The following is a 14,272-nucleotide window of genomic DNA, read 5'->3' as shown; positions in this document are numbered from 1 at the left end:
GGTTCTTCTGCTCTACTTCCGGCCGAAAAGGGCTTCGACGTTTTTCAGTGAGAGTTTCACCCACGTGGGCCGACCGTGGTTGCACTGGCCCGAACGCGGGGTGCGTTCCATTTCGCGCAGCAGGGCATTCATCTCGACCACCGACAGCGTGCGCCCGGCCCTGACGGACCCGTGGCAGGCCATGGTCGCCAAAACCAGGTCGAGTTTCTCCCCCAGCAACAGCGCTTCACCGTGATGTGCGATGTCGTCGGCAATATCGGCCAGCAGCTTGTGCGGATCGGCCTTGGCCAGCGCGTGGGGCAGGCTACGCACCAGCATAGCCGATGGCCCGAACCGCTCGATCGCCAAACCCATCTCGCCCAGCTTGCTTGCTGCCGATTCCAGCCGGTCGCAGTCGGTTTCATCGAGCTCGACCACTTCGGGGATCAGCAAGGCTTGAGGGCGTGCGGTCGCCTCCCCCGCGCCCGCGGCGCGCAGCCGCTCAAGCACCAGCCGCTCGTGCGCTGCATGGTGATCGACCAGGACCAAACCGTCGGCTGCTTCTGCAACGATATAGGTCCCCGCCACCTGGCCCCGCGCGACCCCAAGCGGGTACTGCGCGCTTTCTGGCGAGATCGGCGCGGCCTCTTCCGCCCTCCCGACCGGCGCGGGCATCACTTCGTCTTCATAGCTCCGCCACTCCCGCGAAGCTTCGCGGACAGAGGTAGAGGGCGCGCTCCAGTCGCGGTTGGCAAAGATCGAAGCCAGCGCCGGGGCGGGCTCGGCAGTCCACCGGCCCATCGCGGCAGCGTCGGGCGCCTGTGCACTACGGCGATCAGCGGAACCCAGTGACTGGCGCAGGCCTGAAACGATGAACCCGCGGACCGCTTGCGGATCGCGGAAGCGGACCTCGGTCTTGGCCGGGTGCACATTCACGTCCACCTCCTCAGGCGGCAGATCGAGGAACAGCGCCAGCACCGCGTGTCGGTCGCGGGCCAGCATGTCGGCATAGGCCCCTCGCACCGCGCCAACCAGCAGCCGGTCCTTCACCGGTCGCCCGTTCACGAACAGATACTGGTGATCGGCCACGCCTCGGTTGTACGTGGGCAGCCCGGCAATGCCGGACAGGCGCATCGGCCCCCGACGCAAGTCGATCTCGACGCCGTTGTCCTTGAGCTCACGCGCGACGATCTGCGCGACCCGCTCGGCCAGCTCCTGCTCGGGCTGCACGGCAAATACGCGCCGGTCTCCGTGGTCGAGCGTGAAACCGACGTCGGGACGCGCCATCGCCAGCCGCCTGACCACGTCGAGGCACGCGGCATATTCACCGCGGGCGGAGCGGAGGAATTTGCGCCGGGCGGGCACCTTGGCGAACAGTTGCTCCACCCGCACGCGCGTGCCGGGCGGCAGCGCCGCGGGAGTTTCCTCCAAGACTTCGCCATGATCCACCGTTCGCCGCCAGCCTTGTGCGGCACCTCGTGGCCGGCTTTCGAGAGTGAAGCGCGCCACGCTGGCGATCGATGGCAACGCCTCTCCGCGAAAGCCCAGAGTGGCTACCAGTTCGATGCTTTCGTCGGGCAGCTTTGAGGTCGCATGCCGTTCCAGCGCCAGCGCCATCTCGTCAGGCGCCATGCCGCAGCCGTCGTCAGTCACCTCAATCCGGTCCAGGCCCCCTTCCCCAAGCGCGACGGCGATCCGGGTGGCCCCGGCATCGATGGCGTTTTCGACCAGTTCCTTCAGCGCGGCGGCCGGCCGCTCGACCACTTCACCGGCGGCGATGCGGTTAACCAGGCTCTCGGGCAGGCGGCGAATTTCGGCCATCGGCCTCGCCTAGCGACCAAGCGCGAGAAATTCGAGGCGGCCCGAGAACTTTGCGGGGGACGGGGCCGCAATTTTTTTGGCCTTTTCCACCGCCTTTCGGTAAGGCGCCGGCATCCCCGTCACCCCCGGGTCAAAGTTGCCGCAGCATTGTGCGGCATAGGCCTGAATTGTATATGGAAACGCGCTCAACATGGGCTTCTTTTCGAATCTCCTGAAGTTCGGGTCGCAGAACATGGCGATCGACCTCGGAACCGCGAACACGCTGGTCTATGTCGAAGGTCAGGGCATCATCCTCAACGAGCCGTCTGTGGTGGCGATCGAAACGCTCAACGGGATCAAGCGCGTCAAGGCCGTGGGTGAAGACGCGAAGATGATGATGGGCAAGACGCCCGACAGCATCGAAGCGATCCGCCCGCTGCGTGACGGGGTCATCGCCGACATTGAAATCGCGGAAGAGATGATCAAGCACTTCATCCGCAAGGTGCACGGCAAGAAGAGCCTGCTGCGCTATCCTGAAATCGTGATTTGCGTGCCGTCGGGCTCCACCAGCGTCGAACGCCGCGCGATCCGCGATGCCGCCTCCAACGCCGGCGCCAGCCAGGTGTACCTGATCCTTGAACCCATGGCCGCTGCGATCGGCGCCGACATGCCGGTGACCGAACCGGTCGGCTCGATGGTGGTCGACATCGGCGGCGGGACCACCGAGGTCGCGGTGCTGAGCTTGCGTGGCCTTGCCTATACCACCAGCGTCCGCACCGGGGGCGACAAGATGGACGAGGCGATCGTGTCCTACGTCCGCCGACACCACAATCTGCTGATCGGTGAAGCCACGGCCGAGCGGATCAAGAAGGACTATGGCATCGCTCGCCCGCCCGAAGACGGGATTGGTGAGATCATCACCATCAAGGGCCGCGATCTGGTCAACGGCGTGCCCAAGGAAATCACCATCAACCAGGGCCACATCGCCGAGGCGCTGGCCGAACCGATTGGCGCCATCGTTGAAGGCGTGCGCATCGCGCTGGAAAACACCGCTCCTGAACTCGCCGCCGATATCGTCGACCAGGGCATCGTGCTCACCGGCGGCGGGGCGCTGATCAGCGGTCTCGACGATCACCTGCGTGAAGAAACCGGCCTGCCGGTTTCGATCGCGGAGGATCCGCTCAGCTGCGTCGCGATCGGCACCGGCCGGGCGATGGAAGATCCGATCTATCGCGGCGTGTTGATGACCGCCTGAGGAACTGAATTAGCATGGCGCCGACCTCCCAACGGCGCTCCGGGCATTCGCGCAGGGCGCAATTTGGACTTTTCACTGGCTACGTCCTCGCCACCATCGGCGCGGCCGTTGGCGCGGTGCTGCTCGGCATATCGCTGTGGCGGCCGAGCTCGTTCAATGGTTTCCGCACGGCGGCGAACGACACCGTCGCGCCGGCGGGCGAGGTCGCTGCTAAAGGCCGCGCCGAGGGACAGGGCCTGTTCGACAGCATCTCGGGGTATCTCGCCGCCGGCAGCCAGAACGCGGCGCTGAAGCAGGAAGTCGAACTTGCCCGCATCCGGCTCAAGGAAGCGCAGGCGGTGCGCACTGAGAACGCGCGCCTCAAGACGCTGCTCGGGTTCAGTGAAAGCGAGATCAAACCGGTCGCGATCACTCGGCTGGTCGGCTCCAGCGCCGCCAGCACCCGCCGTTTCGCCTACCTGGGTGCCGGCCGCAATCAGGGCGTTGGGATCGGCATGCCCGTGCGCAGCCCGCGCGGCGTAGTCGGGCGGGTGCTGGAAGTGGGCACCGACAGTTCGCGCGTGCTTCTTCTCGGCGATAGCGAAAGCGTCATCCCGGTGCGGCGGTCGCGGGACGAGGTCGTCGCATTTGCGGAAGGTCGCGGTGACGGACGCCTGCGTATCCGGCTGATCAATCTTGGCATCAATCCGCTGAAGAAGGGCGATGTGTTCGTCACCAGCGGCGCCGGCGGTTATTACCGACCCGGGATCGCGGTCGCTATCCTGCAGGAGGTGACCAACGACGGCGGGATAGCCGCGGTGATCAGCGACCCGGCCGCGACCGACTTTGTCGCGGTGGAGCCAATCTGGCAGGCGAACGCGGTAAGAGCGGCAGCACAGTGGTCTGCTCCCGACAAGGCCCCGCCGGAATGATCAGCGAATTATCACCCCGCGCGCGGCGCGACCGGTATGGCAGCAAGATCAACCGCACCCACTCGCCCGCGCTCGCCTATGCCGTGCCGTGGACTTCGGTGATGATCGGATCCCTGCTTCCGCAGCTGCTGATCGCCAGTGCCGTGCCGTTGCTCCCCCCGCTCGGCTTCGTGCTCCTGTTATCCTGGCGCCTCGTTCGCCCCGGCCTGTTTCCCGTGTGGGCGGGCTTCCCGCTGGGCATGTTCGACGATCTGTTCAGCGGCCAGCCATTCGGCAGCGCGGTATTGCTGTGGTCACTGACCATGCTCGGAATCGAGCTGCTGGAAACCCGCTTCCCCTGGCGAGGCTTTGTGCAAAACTGGATCGCAGCGAGCGTGATCGTGATCGCATATCTCTTCTTGGCCGCGCTCGCATCGGGCGCGGCGATCAGCGGGACGACGCTGCTCGCGCTTGTGCCGCAGCTTGTCGTCACGCTGGTGCTGATTCCGCTCATCTCGCGGTCGGTCGCCGCGCTCGACCGCTTCCGCCTGACGCGGGTCAGGATCCTGGGGTGAAGCTGCGCCGTCGGCGCCGCCGCGCCCGTCCCATCGTCAGCCCCGCCACGCTGTCGCACACGTTCGAGCGGCGCAGTTTCGTCATCGGCGCAGTTCAGGGCGGCCTCGGCGTGCTGCTGGCCAGCCGGTTGGCGTACCTGTCCATTTTCGAGAATGAGAAGTATCAGACGGAAGCGGAAAGCAACCGCGTCAATCTGTCCCTGATACCGCCACGGCGTGGATGGATCCTCGATCGCAACGGCGCCCCGTTGGCATCCAACAAGGCCGACTTCCGCGTCGACATCATTCCGGAACGGATGCGCAATCCCAACGCGACGCTGGCGACGCTGGCGCCGCTCCTGGGGCTGGATTCCGACAAACTGCGCGACTTGCGCGACAAGATTTCCGAGACCCGCGGGTTCGCGCCGATCGAGGTGGCGAGCGGCCTGAATTACGAACAGTTTGCCGCGGTCAGCGTGCGCCTGCCCGACCTGCCGGGAGTTGTGCCGCAACGCGGGTTCTCACGGTCCTACCCAACCGGTCCCGCCGTCGGTCACCTGATCGGGTACGTCGGCCCCGCCAGCGCCGAAGAGTACGAGAAGGACCGCAACCCGATCCTGATCACCCCCGGCTACAAGATCGGCAAGGACGGGATAGAAAAGCAGTTCGAGCAACGCTTGCGCGGCATCCCGGGGGCAAGGCGGGTCGAGGTCACCGCATCAGGACGCCTCGTGCGCGATCTGGAGACGCGCGAAGATATCCAGGGCAAGCCGATCCAGCTGACCATCGATGGACCGCTGCAGGACTATGCTGCCCGCCGCATCGGGCAGGAGTCCGGCTCGGTGGTGGTGATGGACTGCCAGTCGGGCGATCTGCTGTGCATGGCGTCGATGCCCAGCTTCGATCCCAACAGCTTTTCCGACGGCATCGGGCGCATCGAATATGCGATGCTCAGCCAGGACGAGCGCGTGCCGCTGCGCAACAAGGTTCTCAAGGGGCTGTATCCCCCCGGCTCCACTGTCAAGCCGATGGTCGCCATGGCCTTCCTCGAAGCCGGGCTCGATCCCAACGCAAGCGTCGGATGCAGCGGCGGCCTGCGGGTCGGCAACCGGGTGTTCCATTGCTGGCAGCGGCGCGGGCACGGCACGGTCGACATGGCCAAGGCGATCTACCAGTCGTGCGATGTCTATTTCTATCACTTCGCACAGAAGCTTGGGATGGACGTGATCGCGCCGATGGCCAGGCGCTGCGGCATGGGACAGGAGTTTCCGCTGCCGGTGGCCAGCCAGTTCTTCGGCACCGTGCCCGACCCGGCGTGGAAGCTCAAAAAGTACAAGCAGCCGTGGCAACCCTACGACACCGTGAACGCCACCATCGGACAAGGCTATATGCTGGCGAGCCCCCTGCAGCTGGCGGTTATGGCTGGGCGGCTGGCGACCGGCAGCAAGCTGATGCCGCGAATGATCCTTGATCCGAAGCAACCGCGCCCTGCTTCGATGAACTTCCACGGCGATCATGTGGAGGTAATTCAGAAGGCCATGAGCGACGTGGTCAACGGACCCGGCACGGCCGGTCGCGCCAAACTGCCGATCGACAACATTCTGTTGGCGGGGAAGACCGGCACCGCGCAGGTGGTCGGGTTGAACGTGTCCAGCGGCAAAGGCGGCCTCTGGAAGCATCGTGACCACGGGCTGTTCATCTTCTTCGCGCCGTTCGACAAACCCCGGTATGCAGGCGCGGTGGTCATCGAACACGGCGGAGGATCGGGCGCGGCCTATCCCATTGCGCGCGACGTCATGACTTTTCTGTTCGATCCGACCAAGGGCATGGAGGCGCTCCATGCGCTCGAGGCCCAATGGGGCGGCACCGCGCAGCAGCGGCTGGAGGCCAAGTATAACGCCTATGCCGCAGCCGCCGGTCAGGGCGTGGGCCGTGCGCCGCGGCGAGACGAGGATGTCTTCGCTCGCGTTGACGCAGAAGCGCGCGCCCGGGCCGCCCGGCCGCAACCGCTGGAAACCGGCGCCGTGACCCCGCCGCCCGAACCCGACGGCGTCGCCGCTCGAACCGAGCCCGAACCGCGATGAGTTCGATCGTTCCATCCGCAATCGCACGCCAGCCATGGGCAATGCTGCTCCCGCTGATCCTACTGGTGCTATTCGGGGCTGCGGTGCTGGATTCGGCCGCCGCCGGTAACTTCCAGACCTTTTCCCTGTCGCACCTGATCCGTTTCGGGGTGTTCATGACGATGGCGGCAGTCATGTCGCTGTTCGGCAAGGACTTTGTGCGGTTTGTCGCCTATCCCGCATACGGCGTAATCCTGCTGCTGCTGCTGGCCGTGGAAATCATTGGCTTTGCCGGCGGCGGCAGCCAGCGGTGGATCGATCTCGGCATCATCGTGCTGCAGCCGTCAGAACTGATGAAGCCCGCGATCGTGCTGGTTCTTGCGCGGTTCTATGCCGATCTACCCTCAGGCATGGTGCCCACGTGGCGCTCGCTGGTACCGGCCTGCGTGCTGATCGGCATGCCGGTGTTGCTGGTGTTGCTGCAGCCTGACCTGGGCACGGGCCTGGCGATCACGTTCGGCGGAGTGGTCGTCATGTTTCTGGCGGGTCTGCCGCTGCGCTGGTTCCTGATGGCCGGAGGGGCGGCGGCAGTGACCGCCCCGCTGGCGTTTTTTACCCTGCTGCACGATTACCAGCGCAACCGCGTCTTCACCTTCCTCGACCCGGAAAGCGACCCCCTGGGCACCGGGTATCACATCACCCAGTCGAAGATCGCGATCGGATCGGGCGGGTTGACCGGCAAGGGTTTTGGCAACGGGTCGCAAAGCCACCTCAACTATCTTCCAGAGCCCCACACCGATTTCGTGTTTTCGACGATGGCGGAGGAGTGGGGTTTGATCGGCGGGCTGTTCGTGCTCGGCGTGTTCTTCCTAGTGCTGCGCTGGGGCTGGCGCGTGGCGCTGGCGGCGGACGATCGGTTCTCCCGTCTTCTCGCCGGAGGCATGGTCGCCACTGTCTTCTTTTATGTGGCGATCAACCTTTCGATGGTGATGGGCCTGGCGCCCGTGGTCGGCATCCCGCTTCCGTTCATGAGCCATGGCGGCAGTTCCATGATGACCAACATGATCGCGCTGGGCACGCTGATGATGATCAACCGGTGGAACCGCAGCAGCGGCCGCCGATCGCTTTCGTAGAAACTTCGAGCCCACCCCTTGGCATCGGCGCGAGGGCCGCTATATGCGGCGCTCCCGGCGATTCGGGGCTGCCGGAAACGGCACGGCCTGACACGGTATGGACGCTTAGCTCAGTTGGTAGAGCAGCTGACTCTTAATCAGCGGGTCGTTGGTTCGAACCCAACAGCGTCCACCATTTAAACTAGTAAAAACATAGTGTTACGTTATCCTAGACGCTAGTCTACGCCGCGGACGCTCCTCAGGTAAGCACCCCGCACGCACGACTTCACAGCCCTCGCGAGCGGCCTCGTAAGCTATCTTGGGGTCCTAGATTGGGGCCATTGTTAGGGTGTTTTGGTTTTCGCCACCCAAGGGCGATTCCCACGACAGAACGGTCTCCGGAAAAAAACGCCAGGTCGATGCCGAGCGGTTAAGCTAAAGCGATTTGAAACAGGCATGAGCTGCCAGTTGCAGCGGACGTAAGCATTCAGCCAGCACCTAAATCGTCGCTTTTCAATGGCTAACGTTGAAGACTTGCTCGACGGATTCTCAGAGAATGCAGAGGTTCGAAAAACAAACTCAGCAATGACGCGCCTGATTGCGCTAGTGCGGACTAACCTTGGACAAAGAACGTGCCCTGACAGGTTCTTCTCGCAAGGCATTGGTCGTAGCTGCGCACAACAGCTAGCATCGGCGCCTTGCTTTGATCGTGGGCATCGGCGCGTGGCCCAGGTGCAACCCCTCAGATCAGACGGATGGCGCAAGTGGCTTGACCTGGACAGCGAGCTCATGATTTCACTTGCCGCACTAAAACACACCCACAGGGAAGAGGATCGCGGGATGAAGTGCAACTTGCTGGCAGCAGTGGCTGCCCTGGGGCTTGTCGCCTCTCCCGCGGCCGCCGATCCGCTTCGCGACGCGGTGTCAAAGGACATGCCGTCGTTGCTGGCCCTCTACCGCGACCTTCATGCTTCACCTGAGCTCAGCATGCAGGAAGTGAAGACCGCGGCAAAGCTGGCAGCCGAAGCGAAGAAGCTCGGCTTTGACGTCACTACCGGAGTCGGAAAAACCGGCGTCGTGGCGGTGATGAAGAATGGACCAGGCGCTGTCGTCCTGCTTCGCGCGGACATGGATGGCCTGCCGGTGGTTGAGCAGACGGCGCTTCCGTATGCGAGCAAGGTCTGGGTCACCAGCGCGAGCGGCGTGGAAACTGGAGCCATGCACGCGTGTGGGCATGACACCCACATGGCGGCTTGGGTTGGAACTGCGCGCCGCTTGGTCGCGATGAAGGATCAATGGTCCGGCACCCTGGTGATGATCCTTCAGCCCGGCGAGGAGACCGGCGAAGGCGCCAAGGCGATGCTGGACGACGGTCTATACACGCGTTTTCCGAAGCCGACTCATGCCCTCGCCTTCCACGACAGCGCGGGGCTTCCGGCCGGCACGATCGGCTACTCCAACGGCTACGCACTAGCGAACGTTGACAGCGTGGACATCGAGATCAAAGGGGTCGGCGGCCATGGTGCCTACCCGCACACCACTAAGGATCCGATCGTTCTGGGAAGCCGCATCGTCGGCACGCTCCAGACACTGGTCAGCCGCGAGAATGATCCGCAGAGTCCTGCTGTGGTCACGGTCGGAAGCTTCCATTCCGGCGCCAAGCACAACATCATTTCAGACGAAGCGACGCTGCTGCTGACAGTGCGCAGCTACAGCGACGAAACGCGGCGCCTCCTGCTGGACGGGATCAAGCGTATCGTGCGCGGAGAGGCAATCGCGGCCGGAATGCCGGAGGATCGTATGCCGGTGGTTACTGTGCGCGAAGGCGAAGGCACTCCGGCCACTTTCAACACGCCGAAGTTCACCAGCGAGACTGCAGCTCTACTGAATGAGCGGTTCGGTGCGGAGCGAGTGAAGGCCACGCCTCCTGTGATGGGTGGCGAAGACTTCGGCCGCTTCCACCTCGCGGACGAGTCGATCGAGAGCCTGATCTTCTGGGTCGGCGGGGTGCCTCACGCAAAGTGGGAGGCCGCAAGCGGCGATCCTCTCAAGCTTCCGTCGCTGCACAGCCCGTTCTGGGCGCCAGACCCCGAGCCGACGATCGCGACCGCCACGGAGGCGATGACTGCGGCTGCGTTACAGGTGCTGAAGAAGGCCTAAGGGAGGCCCGATGCGGTCGAGGATTTTTTCGCCGGCTGCCTTCTCAAGCAACCTGTGGATGCGCTCCCTGATCGCCTAGAAGGTGCGGACGGCCGCCGTGTCACCTTGTTCGAGCAGCTCGTCGCATCGCATCGCCGCCAACACCGGGGCGTCTTCCTGGAATCGTGCGACGTAGGAGTTGGCGCAGGCCCAGAGCTCCCAGTCGGTGATCATCATTTAAACTCAGGTCGGCGGGTCGCGCTTAGCCGGCATTACCGCAGCCAAGGCCCCCTGCACATCCGCATAGGTCATTGTCGCGGTGCTCCAATTTTCTGCTCCGTCGAAGGTCGAGCCTTCTGGCCAGGGCTGATGATTGGCTCCGTCTATCGCGACGATATGATCGCCGTCCTTGATCTCGATCCTGTAGTTCGGCGCCACACCAGTCCCCGTGGTGCCAATGCGCAGGACGATGTTGCCGTGCTCCCTGAGCTTACTCATCACACCCAACGTGCGACGCAGAAACCGCTCGGCTTCCGCCTTGGGCAGTTTCAAGTCGTTGAGTGTTGCGTCCTTCGGCAGTGAGACTGGCACCATCCATCTCCAAGCGTGTGAGATCGATAAGCTTTAGCGCACATAGCGTGCCGGTAGCCAGCCGCCCGTGCCGGGGCCTCGCAGTAGAACATGGCCTGCGACCGTGTCTGAGCGTAAGGTAAGGCGGGAGCGGTTAAGGGGAGTCGCCAAAGGGGTATGTCCCAGGAGCCACAGGAAAGAGACGGGGAAGAACTTGCGCGCCTCATGATCCGAACCAATGACACAACCTTGGCGTCTGCGCTGATAGGCTGCGAGTTCTATAAGGACGATCCGGAAGCGCTTTTTCGCATAACCCAGTGCGATCCAAGTAGCGGTGTACTTACAGTGACGGACTCTGGCCGTCCTCGGAAGATGAGTCTGTCTTCTGGCTACGTAACTTGCAGTGGCAACTTGCTCGATATCGCCATTAAGAAGGCGCTTAGGCCCCGTGATCGTCTAGTGATCCAGGCGCGCACAACAGCAGCCACTTACGGCCTTCAGAGGTTCATATCGGAAGACGATCTGCTCCTCTTTCATGAGCTTGTAACGCGCCAAACGGCTGGAGAGATGCCCCGGGAGAGCGAGAGGCGCACCATACTTGAGATTATGCAGCGGCACGCCCGGTCCGAACGGCAGGTACTTAAGGTGACTTCGTCATGGTTGGAGTCTTGCGAAGGCCACGTCCCAGCTGATGTTCTCATCGCTCACGCTACCTTGTTACGCGCGCTAGGCGACCTCGAGGCAGTTGTAGTCCAAACGAACTGCCTGACTGCAAGGCACAGCTACTCGAGGTCTCAGGAGGCAACGCTCCTCACCATTCGCGCTGCATCGATGGCTGACCTGTTTGAGCGTCATCAGCTGCAGGTCTATCTAGATAGGGCATTCGCCGGAGCCAAAAGAGCTTGGGGCTTCACGGGCGGCGGCAATGAGCATCTCAAAGCCCTTTTCGGCAGGCTCCGCAGCCTTGAGCGGCAGGGCATCAGTGAAGAGGAGGCAACTCAAAGGCTTCGCCATGAGGCTCGTCTCAAACAAGCTGAGGATGAGTATTGCAGAGAACTGTGAGAACGGTGTCTCAACCAACTTGCTTCCGACCCGCATTTCAGCATCGAAGAGTTTTTTCGCAAATACGACAAGGCGATCGCATCCACGCCAAATAATGTAACTCACATCGCTGCTGTGGTGGCTTCCCAGAGAACCGGTCCGATGCAGACGCAGGCGATAGCTATCTTTCGTCCGACGTTTTTGCCGGCCGCGCCGCAGAACATAGCTTCCTCTCAACGCCGCTCTTGCAGATCAGCTCGCTCTAAGGGTACCCTGCTTGAAAGAGTAGGGGAGCATGATGGCTGCGGAACGCGAGACAAAACTTTCGCGCACCGATGCAACTCGTCAGCGCCTGAAAGCGACGGAAAAAATGGCCCGTCTTGCTGTGTGGGCGTGCGCAGGAGCGGCGCTATTCGTTTCTTGGATGAAACTTACGGGTGGTCCCCCCGAAACCGGCCGAGATGTTGATGTCTATTTGGCTTTAGCCTGGCTGGCGCTGATCGGTGCAAGTGCCTTTTTGCGCTTCGCCACTATCCAATCGGTCTGCTTCCGGGACGTGGAGCAGGAGCTAGCGGGGGCACTTCGCCTTCCAACGTCAATTGGATTAGACAAGGCGATCACCGACCTAGAAGCGCGAACGCAAGGCAGCATCCAACTGCGGGCGGTCCTAGAGGATTCACTAGGGCAAATCATGCTTCGCCGCGTCTCATTGTTGGACGCCGAAAGTAGGCGCGACCACGAAGCCCGAGTGACACGGCTCTGCCGAGATGCTGATCAGCTAGTCAAAGCCTCCCTTCAGCGTCGCCATGAGGCGCAGCCTGAAGTGCAGGCTCGCTTGCAACTAGAGGAGGCCATCCCGCGCCTTCGCCACTTGGTGTCGGAAGCTGATCGACAGTTTGAGAAAGCCTTGGATACGAAGCTGCTAAAGTGGTGGAGAAGATGGACGCGAGATCGCGGGCCGATTAATGAAATCGAAAAGCAAATCGCCGCCCTGGAAACGGCGTTGGAGAGGCTGCGCGCTTCTCCCTCTCTAATCGCAACCGAAAATGATTTCTCCGCATTGCAGCGCCTGGTGGACCAGCGCCTAGAAGAGTCTCGGCAGGCTGCTTTAAATGCGATCCCGAGAAGTCATCTGGACACTTACGACCCACAGCATGCGCTGAGCGTCGGCATGATGGCCGCGGCCGTTTCCGTCCCTGTTTCTGTGGCGAGTGACCTTGATCGAGCTGGAGAGGTTTACGACGCGCTCCGAGAGGTGAACAGCAACTTCGCTGATCTGAGCGACTTCGAGATTTGGCAGGAAAGTCTGTCCATGCCTGCCGAGTCGCTCGTTGGCCTCGCCTCACTGACCAAAGGATCCTATTTCGAGAGATTGGTTGAAGACAGTTTTGGCGGTGAACGCTTCGCCAATTTCAATCACCCAGACACGGATATCGTGATCGATGGAGTGGCCTATCAGATCAAGGCCACTGACAGCGTGTCCTACGTAGAGAGTGTTGCCGTCCACATCCCTGTCATTGCGACCTCAGAGGTTGCCCCTCTGACGGGCGTTATTAATGGCGGCGTTTCCGATGCAGAGTTGTCGGAAGCGGTTGAGTTGGCCCTCGGCGGAGCAATTATTGATTTTGGCGATACCGTACTGGACGGACTTTCGATCGGCTTCGGAGGCGTCGGAATTGTCGCCATCCTACACGGAGCCCGCAGCGCGTGGGCAGCGTACAAAGCGAACGGCAATGCTGTCACAGCTTTAGGCGCCGGGATCGAAAGCACAGCCATTAGCGTCGTGCGGTCCATGGTGAACCTTACAGAAGCTGGTTATCGTGGGGCTGAAGCGCTCATCAATTCCAAAGCATTTAAGCGACTGGTCGGGTGGGTTTCCTCCATAGTAGCCCCATCCCGAGAAACCGCCTCTACAGGTCAGGAGGCTGCCCAACGCGGCCCTTTCCCAGCCCACAATCGCGCGCCAGTTGACACCCCTTCTCCCAACGTTTTTCAGCTACCGGCTAGGAGCTAGTTCAATCCGTCTGGCTCGCTACTCTGTGTTCGAAACCCCAAATTGCGTCCCGATCTGATGGTCATGCTTCCGCTTCCTGACCAGCCGCGAACCATGCGTGACCCTGCTGTCCGGGCGCAAAGGATTGCAGCAATTAACGACCCCCACGTCGCGCCTCTGACAGAACTGTCCACGCGTTCCGAGCGAGGGACGACAACCAGTACCCCTACTTCGAACCTGCCGACGGCGGCGTTAACGCAACAATCCTCTTCCTACTGGAGAAGCCGGGGCCGATGACGGTTCCGACCGGTAAGGGCCTGAGGCAGGGCTCGGGCTTCATCAGCCGTGACAACGACGACCCCACCGCTGAGGCGTCCTTCCGCTTCTACCGGGAGGCGGGCGTGGAGCGGGGGCAGCCTGTGGTTTGGAACGTGATCCCCGGCTGGAACGGCACTATCAAGGTCACTTCGGCCGAGTTGAGGACTGGCGTCGAAGACCTCGCCGAGCTTCTCGCCGTTCTGCCTCGGCTGCAGACGATCGTGCTTGTCGGCAGGAGGGCCGCGCGGGCTGAGCCTCTTATCCGCAGGTTGGGCGACCACGCGGTGTTCCACTCAGCCCACCCTTCGGGGCAGGTTCGCGCGGGGAACCCTCATGTCCGGGCAGACATACCGATGATCTGGAAAGCCGCTTGGGAGGAGACCCGCCGCCGGCTCGCGACAGGTTGGCTATAGGCGGACGATATATGCGCCATACCCGCAACAGGCGGCTTGCCAAGAGGCTAGCCCCTTTGACAAAACTTCGTCGGGGGGCTTGGATATGGGCTGACCCCCGCGTCGTGGGGCTGAAGTCGCAACTCAGGGGTGCTGCGATGCTATC

The 14,272-nt window shown here is 62.5% G+C and carries 12 protein-coding genes and 1 tRNA gene; 9 read left to right on the top strand and 4 right to left on the bottom strand.

The annotated features are described in order from the left end of the window. Positions 1 to 12 precede the first annotated feature (12 nt). Positions 13 to 1,800, bottom strand: a complete 1,788-nt coding sequence (gene mutL / locus E0504_RS20395; protein ID WP_131625552.1) for a DNA mismatch repair endonuclease MutL — start codon at positions 1,798 to 1,800, stop codon at positions 13 to 15. Between the two features lie 190 nt (positions 1,801 to 1,990). Between mutL and E0504_RS20390 the strand changes: the two genes are divergently transcribed. The 7 genes from E0504_RS20390 (at position 1,991) to E0504_RS20360 (ending at position 9,813) form a co-directional block, all read left to right on the top strand. Further along, complete coding sequence (locus E0504_RS20390) at positions 1,991 to 3,034, top strand: rod shape-determining protein (protein ID WP_131625551.1); 1,044 nt, start codon at positions 1,991 to 1,993, stop codon at positions 3,032 to 3,034. Between the two features lie 14 nt (positions 3,035 to 3,048). Continuing rightward, the gene (mreC, locus tag E0504_RS20385; protein ID WP_131625550.1) at positions 3,049 to 3,945 is read left to right on the top strand and encodes a rod shape-determining protein MreC; all 897 of its coding nucleotides are present in this window, start codon (positions 3,049 to 3,051) and stop codon (positions 3,943 to 3,945) included. Then, a complete protein-coding gene (locus tag E0504_RS20380) occupies positions 3,942 to 4,499 on the top strand; it encodes a rod shape-determining protein MreD (RefSeq protein WP_207974537.1) in 558 nt (185 codons plus the stop codon). Before mreC ends, E0504_RS20380 begins: the two co-directional genes overlap by 4 nt. Then, positions 4,496 to 6,562, top strand: a complete 2,067-nt coding sequence (gene mrdA / locus E0504_RS20375) for a penicillin-binding protein 2 (RefSeq protein ID WP_131625549.1) — start codon at positions 4,496 to 4,498, stop codon at positions 6,560 to 6,562. Before E0504_RS20380 ends, mrdA begins: the two co-directional genes overlap by 4 nt. After that, entirely contained in the window at positions 6,559 to 7,674 is a 1,116-nt protein-coding gene (gene rodA / locus E0504_RS20370; protein ID WP_131625548.1) for a rod shape-determining protein RodA, read from the top strand. The genes mrdA and rodA overlap by 4 nt, the downstream gene beginning before the upstream one ends. Before the next feature lie 99 nt (positions 7,675 to 7,773). Continuing rightward, positions 7,774 to 7,849: transfer RNA gene (locus tag E0504_RS20365), tRNA-Lys, on the top strand. 644 nt (positions 7,850 to 8,493) lie between these two features. Further along, a complete protein-coding gene (locus E0504_RS20360; protein WP_131625547.1) occupies positions 8,494 to 9,813 on the top strand; it encodes an amidohydrolase in 1,320 nt (439 codons plus the stop codon). Between the two features lie 75 nt (positions 9,814 to 9,888). On the opposite strand, the gene E0504_RS50445 is transcribed toward E0504_RS20360, so the two are convergent. From E0504_RS50445 to E0504_RS20350, 3 genes are all read right to left on the bottom strand, one after another. Then, positions 9,889 to 10,029 (bottom strand): hypothetical protein, encoded by a 141-nt coding sequence (locus E0504_RS50445; RefSeq protein ID WP_165938565.1) that lies wholly within the window; start codon positions 10,027 to 10,029, stop codon positions 9,889 to 9,891. 6 nt (positions 10,030 to 10,035) lie between these two features. Next, the gene (locus E0504_RS20355) at positions 10,036 to 10,386 is read right to left on the bottom strand and encodes a hypothetical protein (RefSeq protein WP_131625546.1); all 351 of its coding nucleotides are present in this window, start codon (positions 10,384 to 10,386) and stop codon (positions 10,036 to 10,038) included. Positions 10,387 to 11,232: 846 nt separating this feature from the next. After that, a complete protein-coding gene (locus tag E0504_RS20350) occupies positions 11,233 to 11,640 on the bottom strand; it encodes a hypothetical protein (protein ID WP_131625545.1) in 408 nt (135 codons plus the stop codon). 58 nt (positions 11,641 to 11,698) lie between these two features. Between E0504_RS20350 and E0504_RS20345 the strand changes: the two genes are divergently transcribed. Continuing rightward, a complete protein-coding gene (locus E0504_RS20345) occupies positions 11,699 to 13,417 on the top strand; it encodes a hypothetical protein (protein ID WP_131625544.1) in 1,719 nt (572 codons plus the stop codon). Positions 13,418 to 13,689: 272 nt separating this feature from the next. Continuing rightward, a complete protein-coding gene (locus E0504_RS20340) occupies positions 13,690 to 14,127 on the top strand; it encodes a uracil-DNA glycosylase (protein WP_207974536.1) in 438 nt (145 codons plus the stop codon). Positions 14,128 to 14,272 lie beyond the last annotated feature (145 nt).

The organism is Parafrankia sp. BMG5.11 (assembly GCF_004337455.1).
Note: the sequence above shows the minus strand (reverse complement) of the source record. Positions and strands in the feature narration are given on the sequence as shown.

Coding starts and splice junctions, on each gene's coding strand:
- E0504_RS50445 (WP_165938565.1), bottom strand. CDS start 10,029: ATGATGATCACCGACTGGGAGCTCTGGGCCTGCGCCAACTCCTACGTC.
- E0504_RS20340 (WP_207974536.1), top strand. CDS start 13,690: ATGACGGTTCCGACCGGTAAGGGCCTGAGGCAGGGCTCGGGCTTCATC.
- E0504_RS20345 (WP_131625544.1), top strand. CDS start 11,699: ATGATGGCTGCGGAACGCGAGACAAAACTTTCGCGCACCGATGCAACT.
- mreC (WP_131625550.1), top strand. CDS start 3,049: ATGGCGCCGACCTCCCAACGGCGCTCCGGGCATTCGCGCAGGGCGCAA.
- mutL (WP_131625552.1), bottom strand. CDS start 1,800: ATGGCCGAAATTCGCCGCCTGCCCGAGAGCCTGGTTAACCGCATCGCC.
- E0504_RS20390 (WP_131625551.1), top strand. CDS start 1,991: ATGGGCTTCTTTTCGAATCTCCTGAAGTTCGGGTCGCAGAACATGGCG.
- E0504_RS20380 (WP_207974537.1), top strand. CDS start 3,942: ATGATCAGCGAATTATCACCCCGCGCGCGGCGCGACCGGTATGGCAGC.
- rodA (WP_131625548.1), top strand. CDS start 6,559: ATGAGTTCGATCGTTCCATCCGCAATCGCACGCCAGCCATGGGCAATG.
- E0504_RS20355 (WP_131625546.1), bottom strand. CDS start 10,386: ATGGTGCCAGTCTCACTGCCGAAGGACGCAACACTCAACGACTTGAAA.
- E0504_RS20360 (WP_131625547.1), top strand. CDS start 8,494: ATGAAGTGCAACTTGCTGGCAGCAGTGGCTGCCCTGGGGCTTGTCGCC.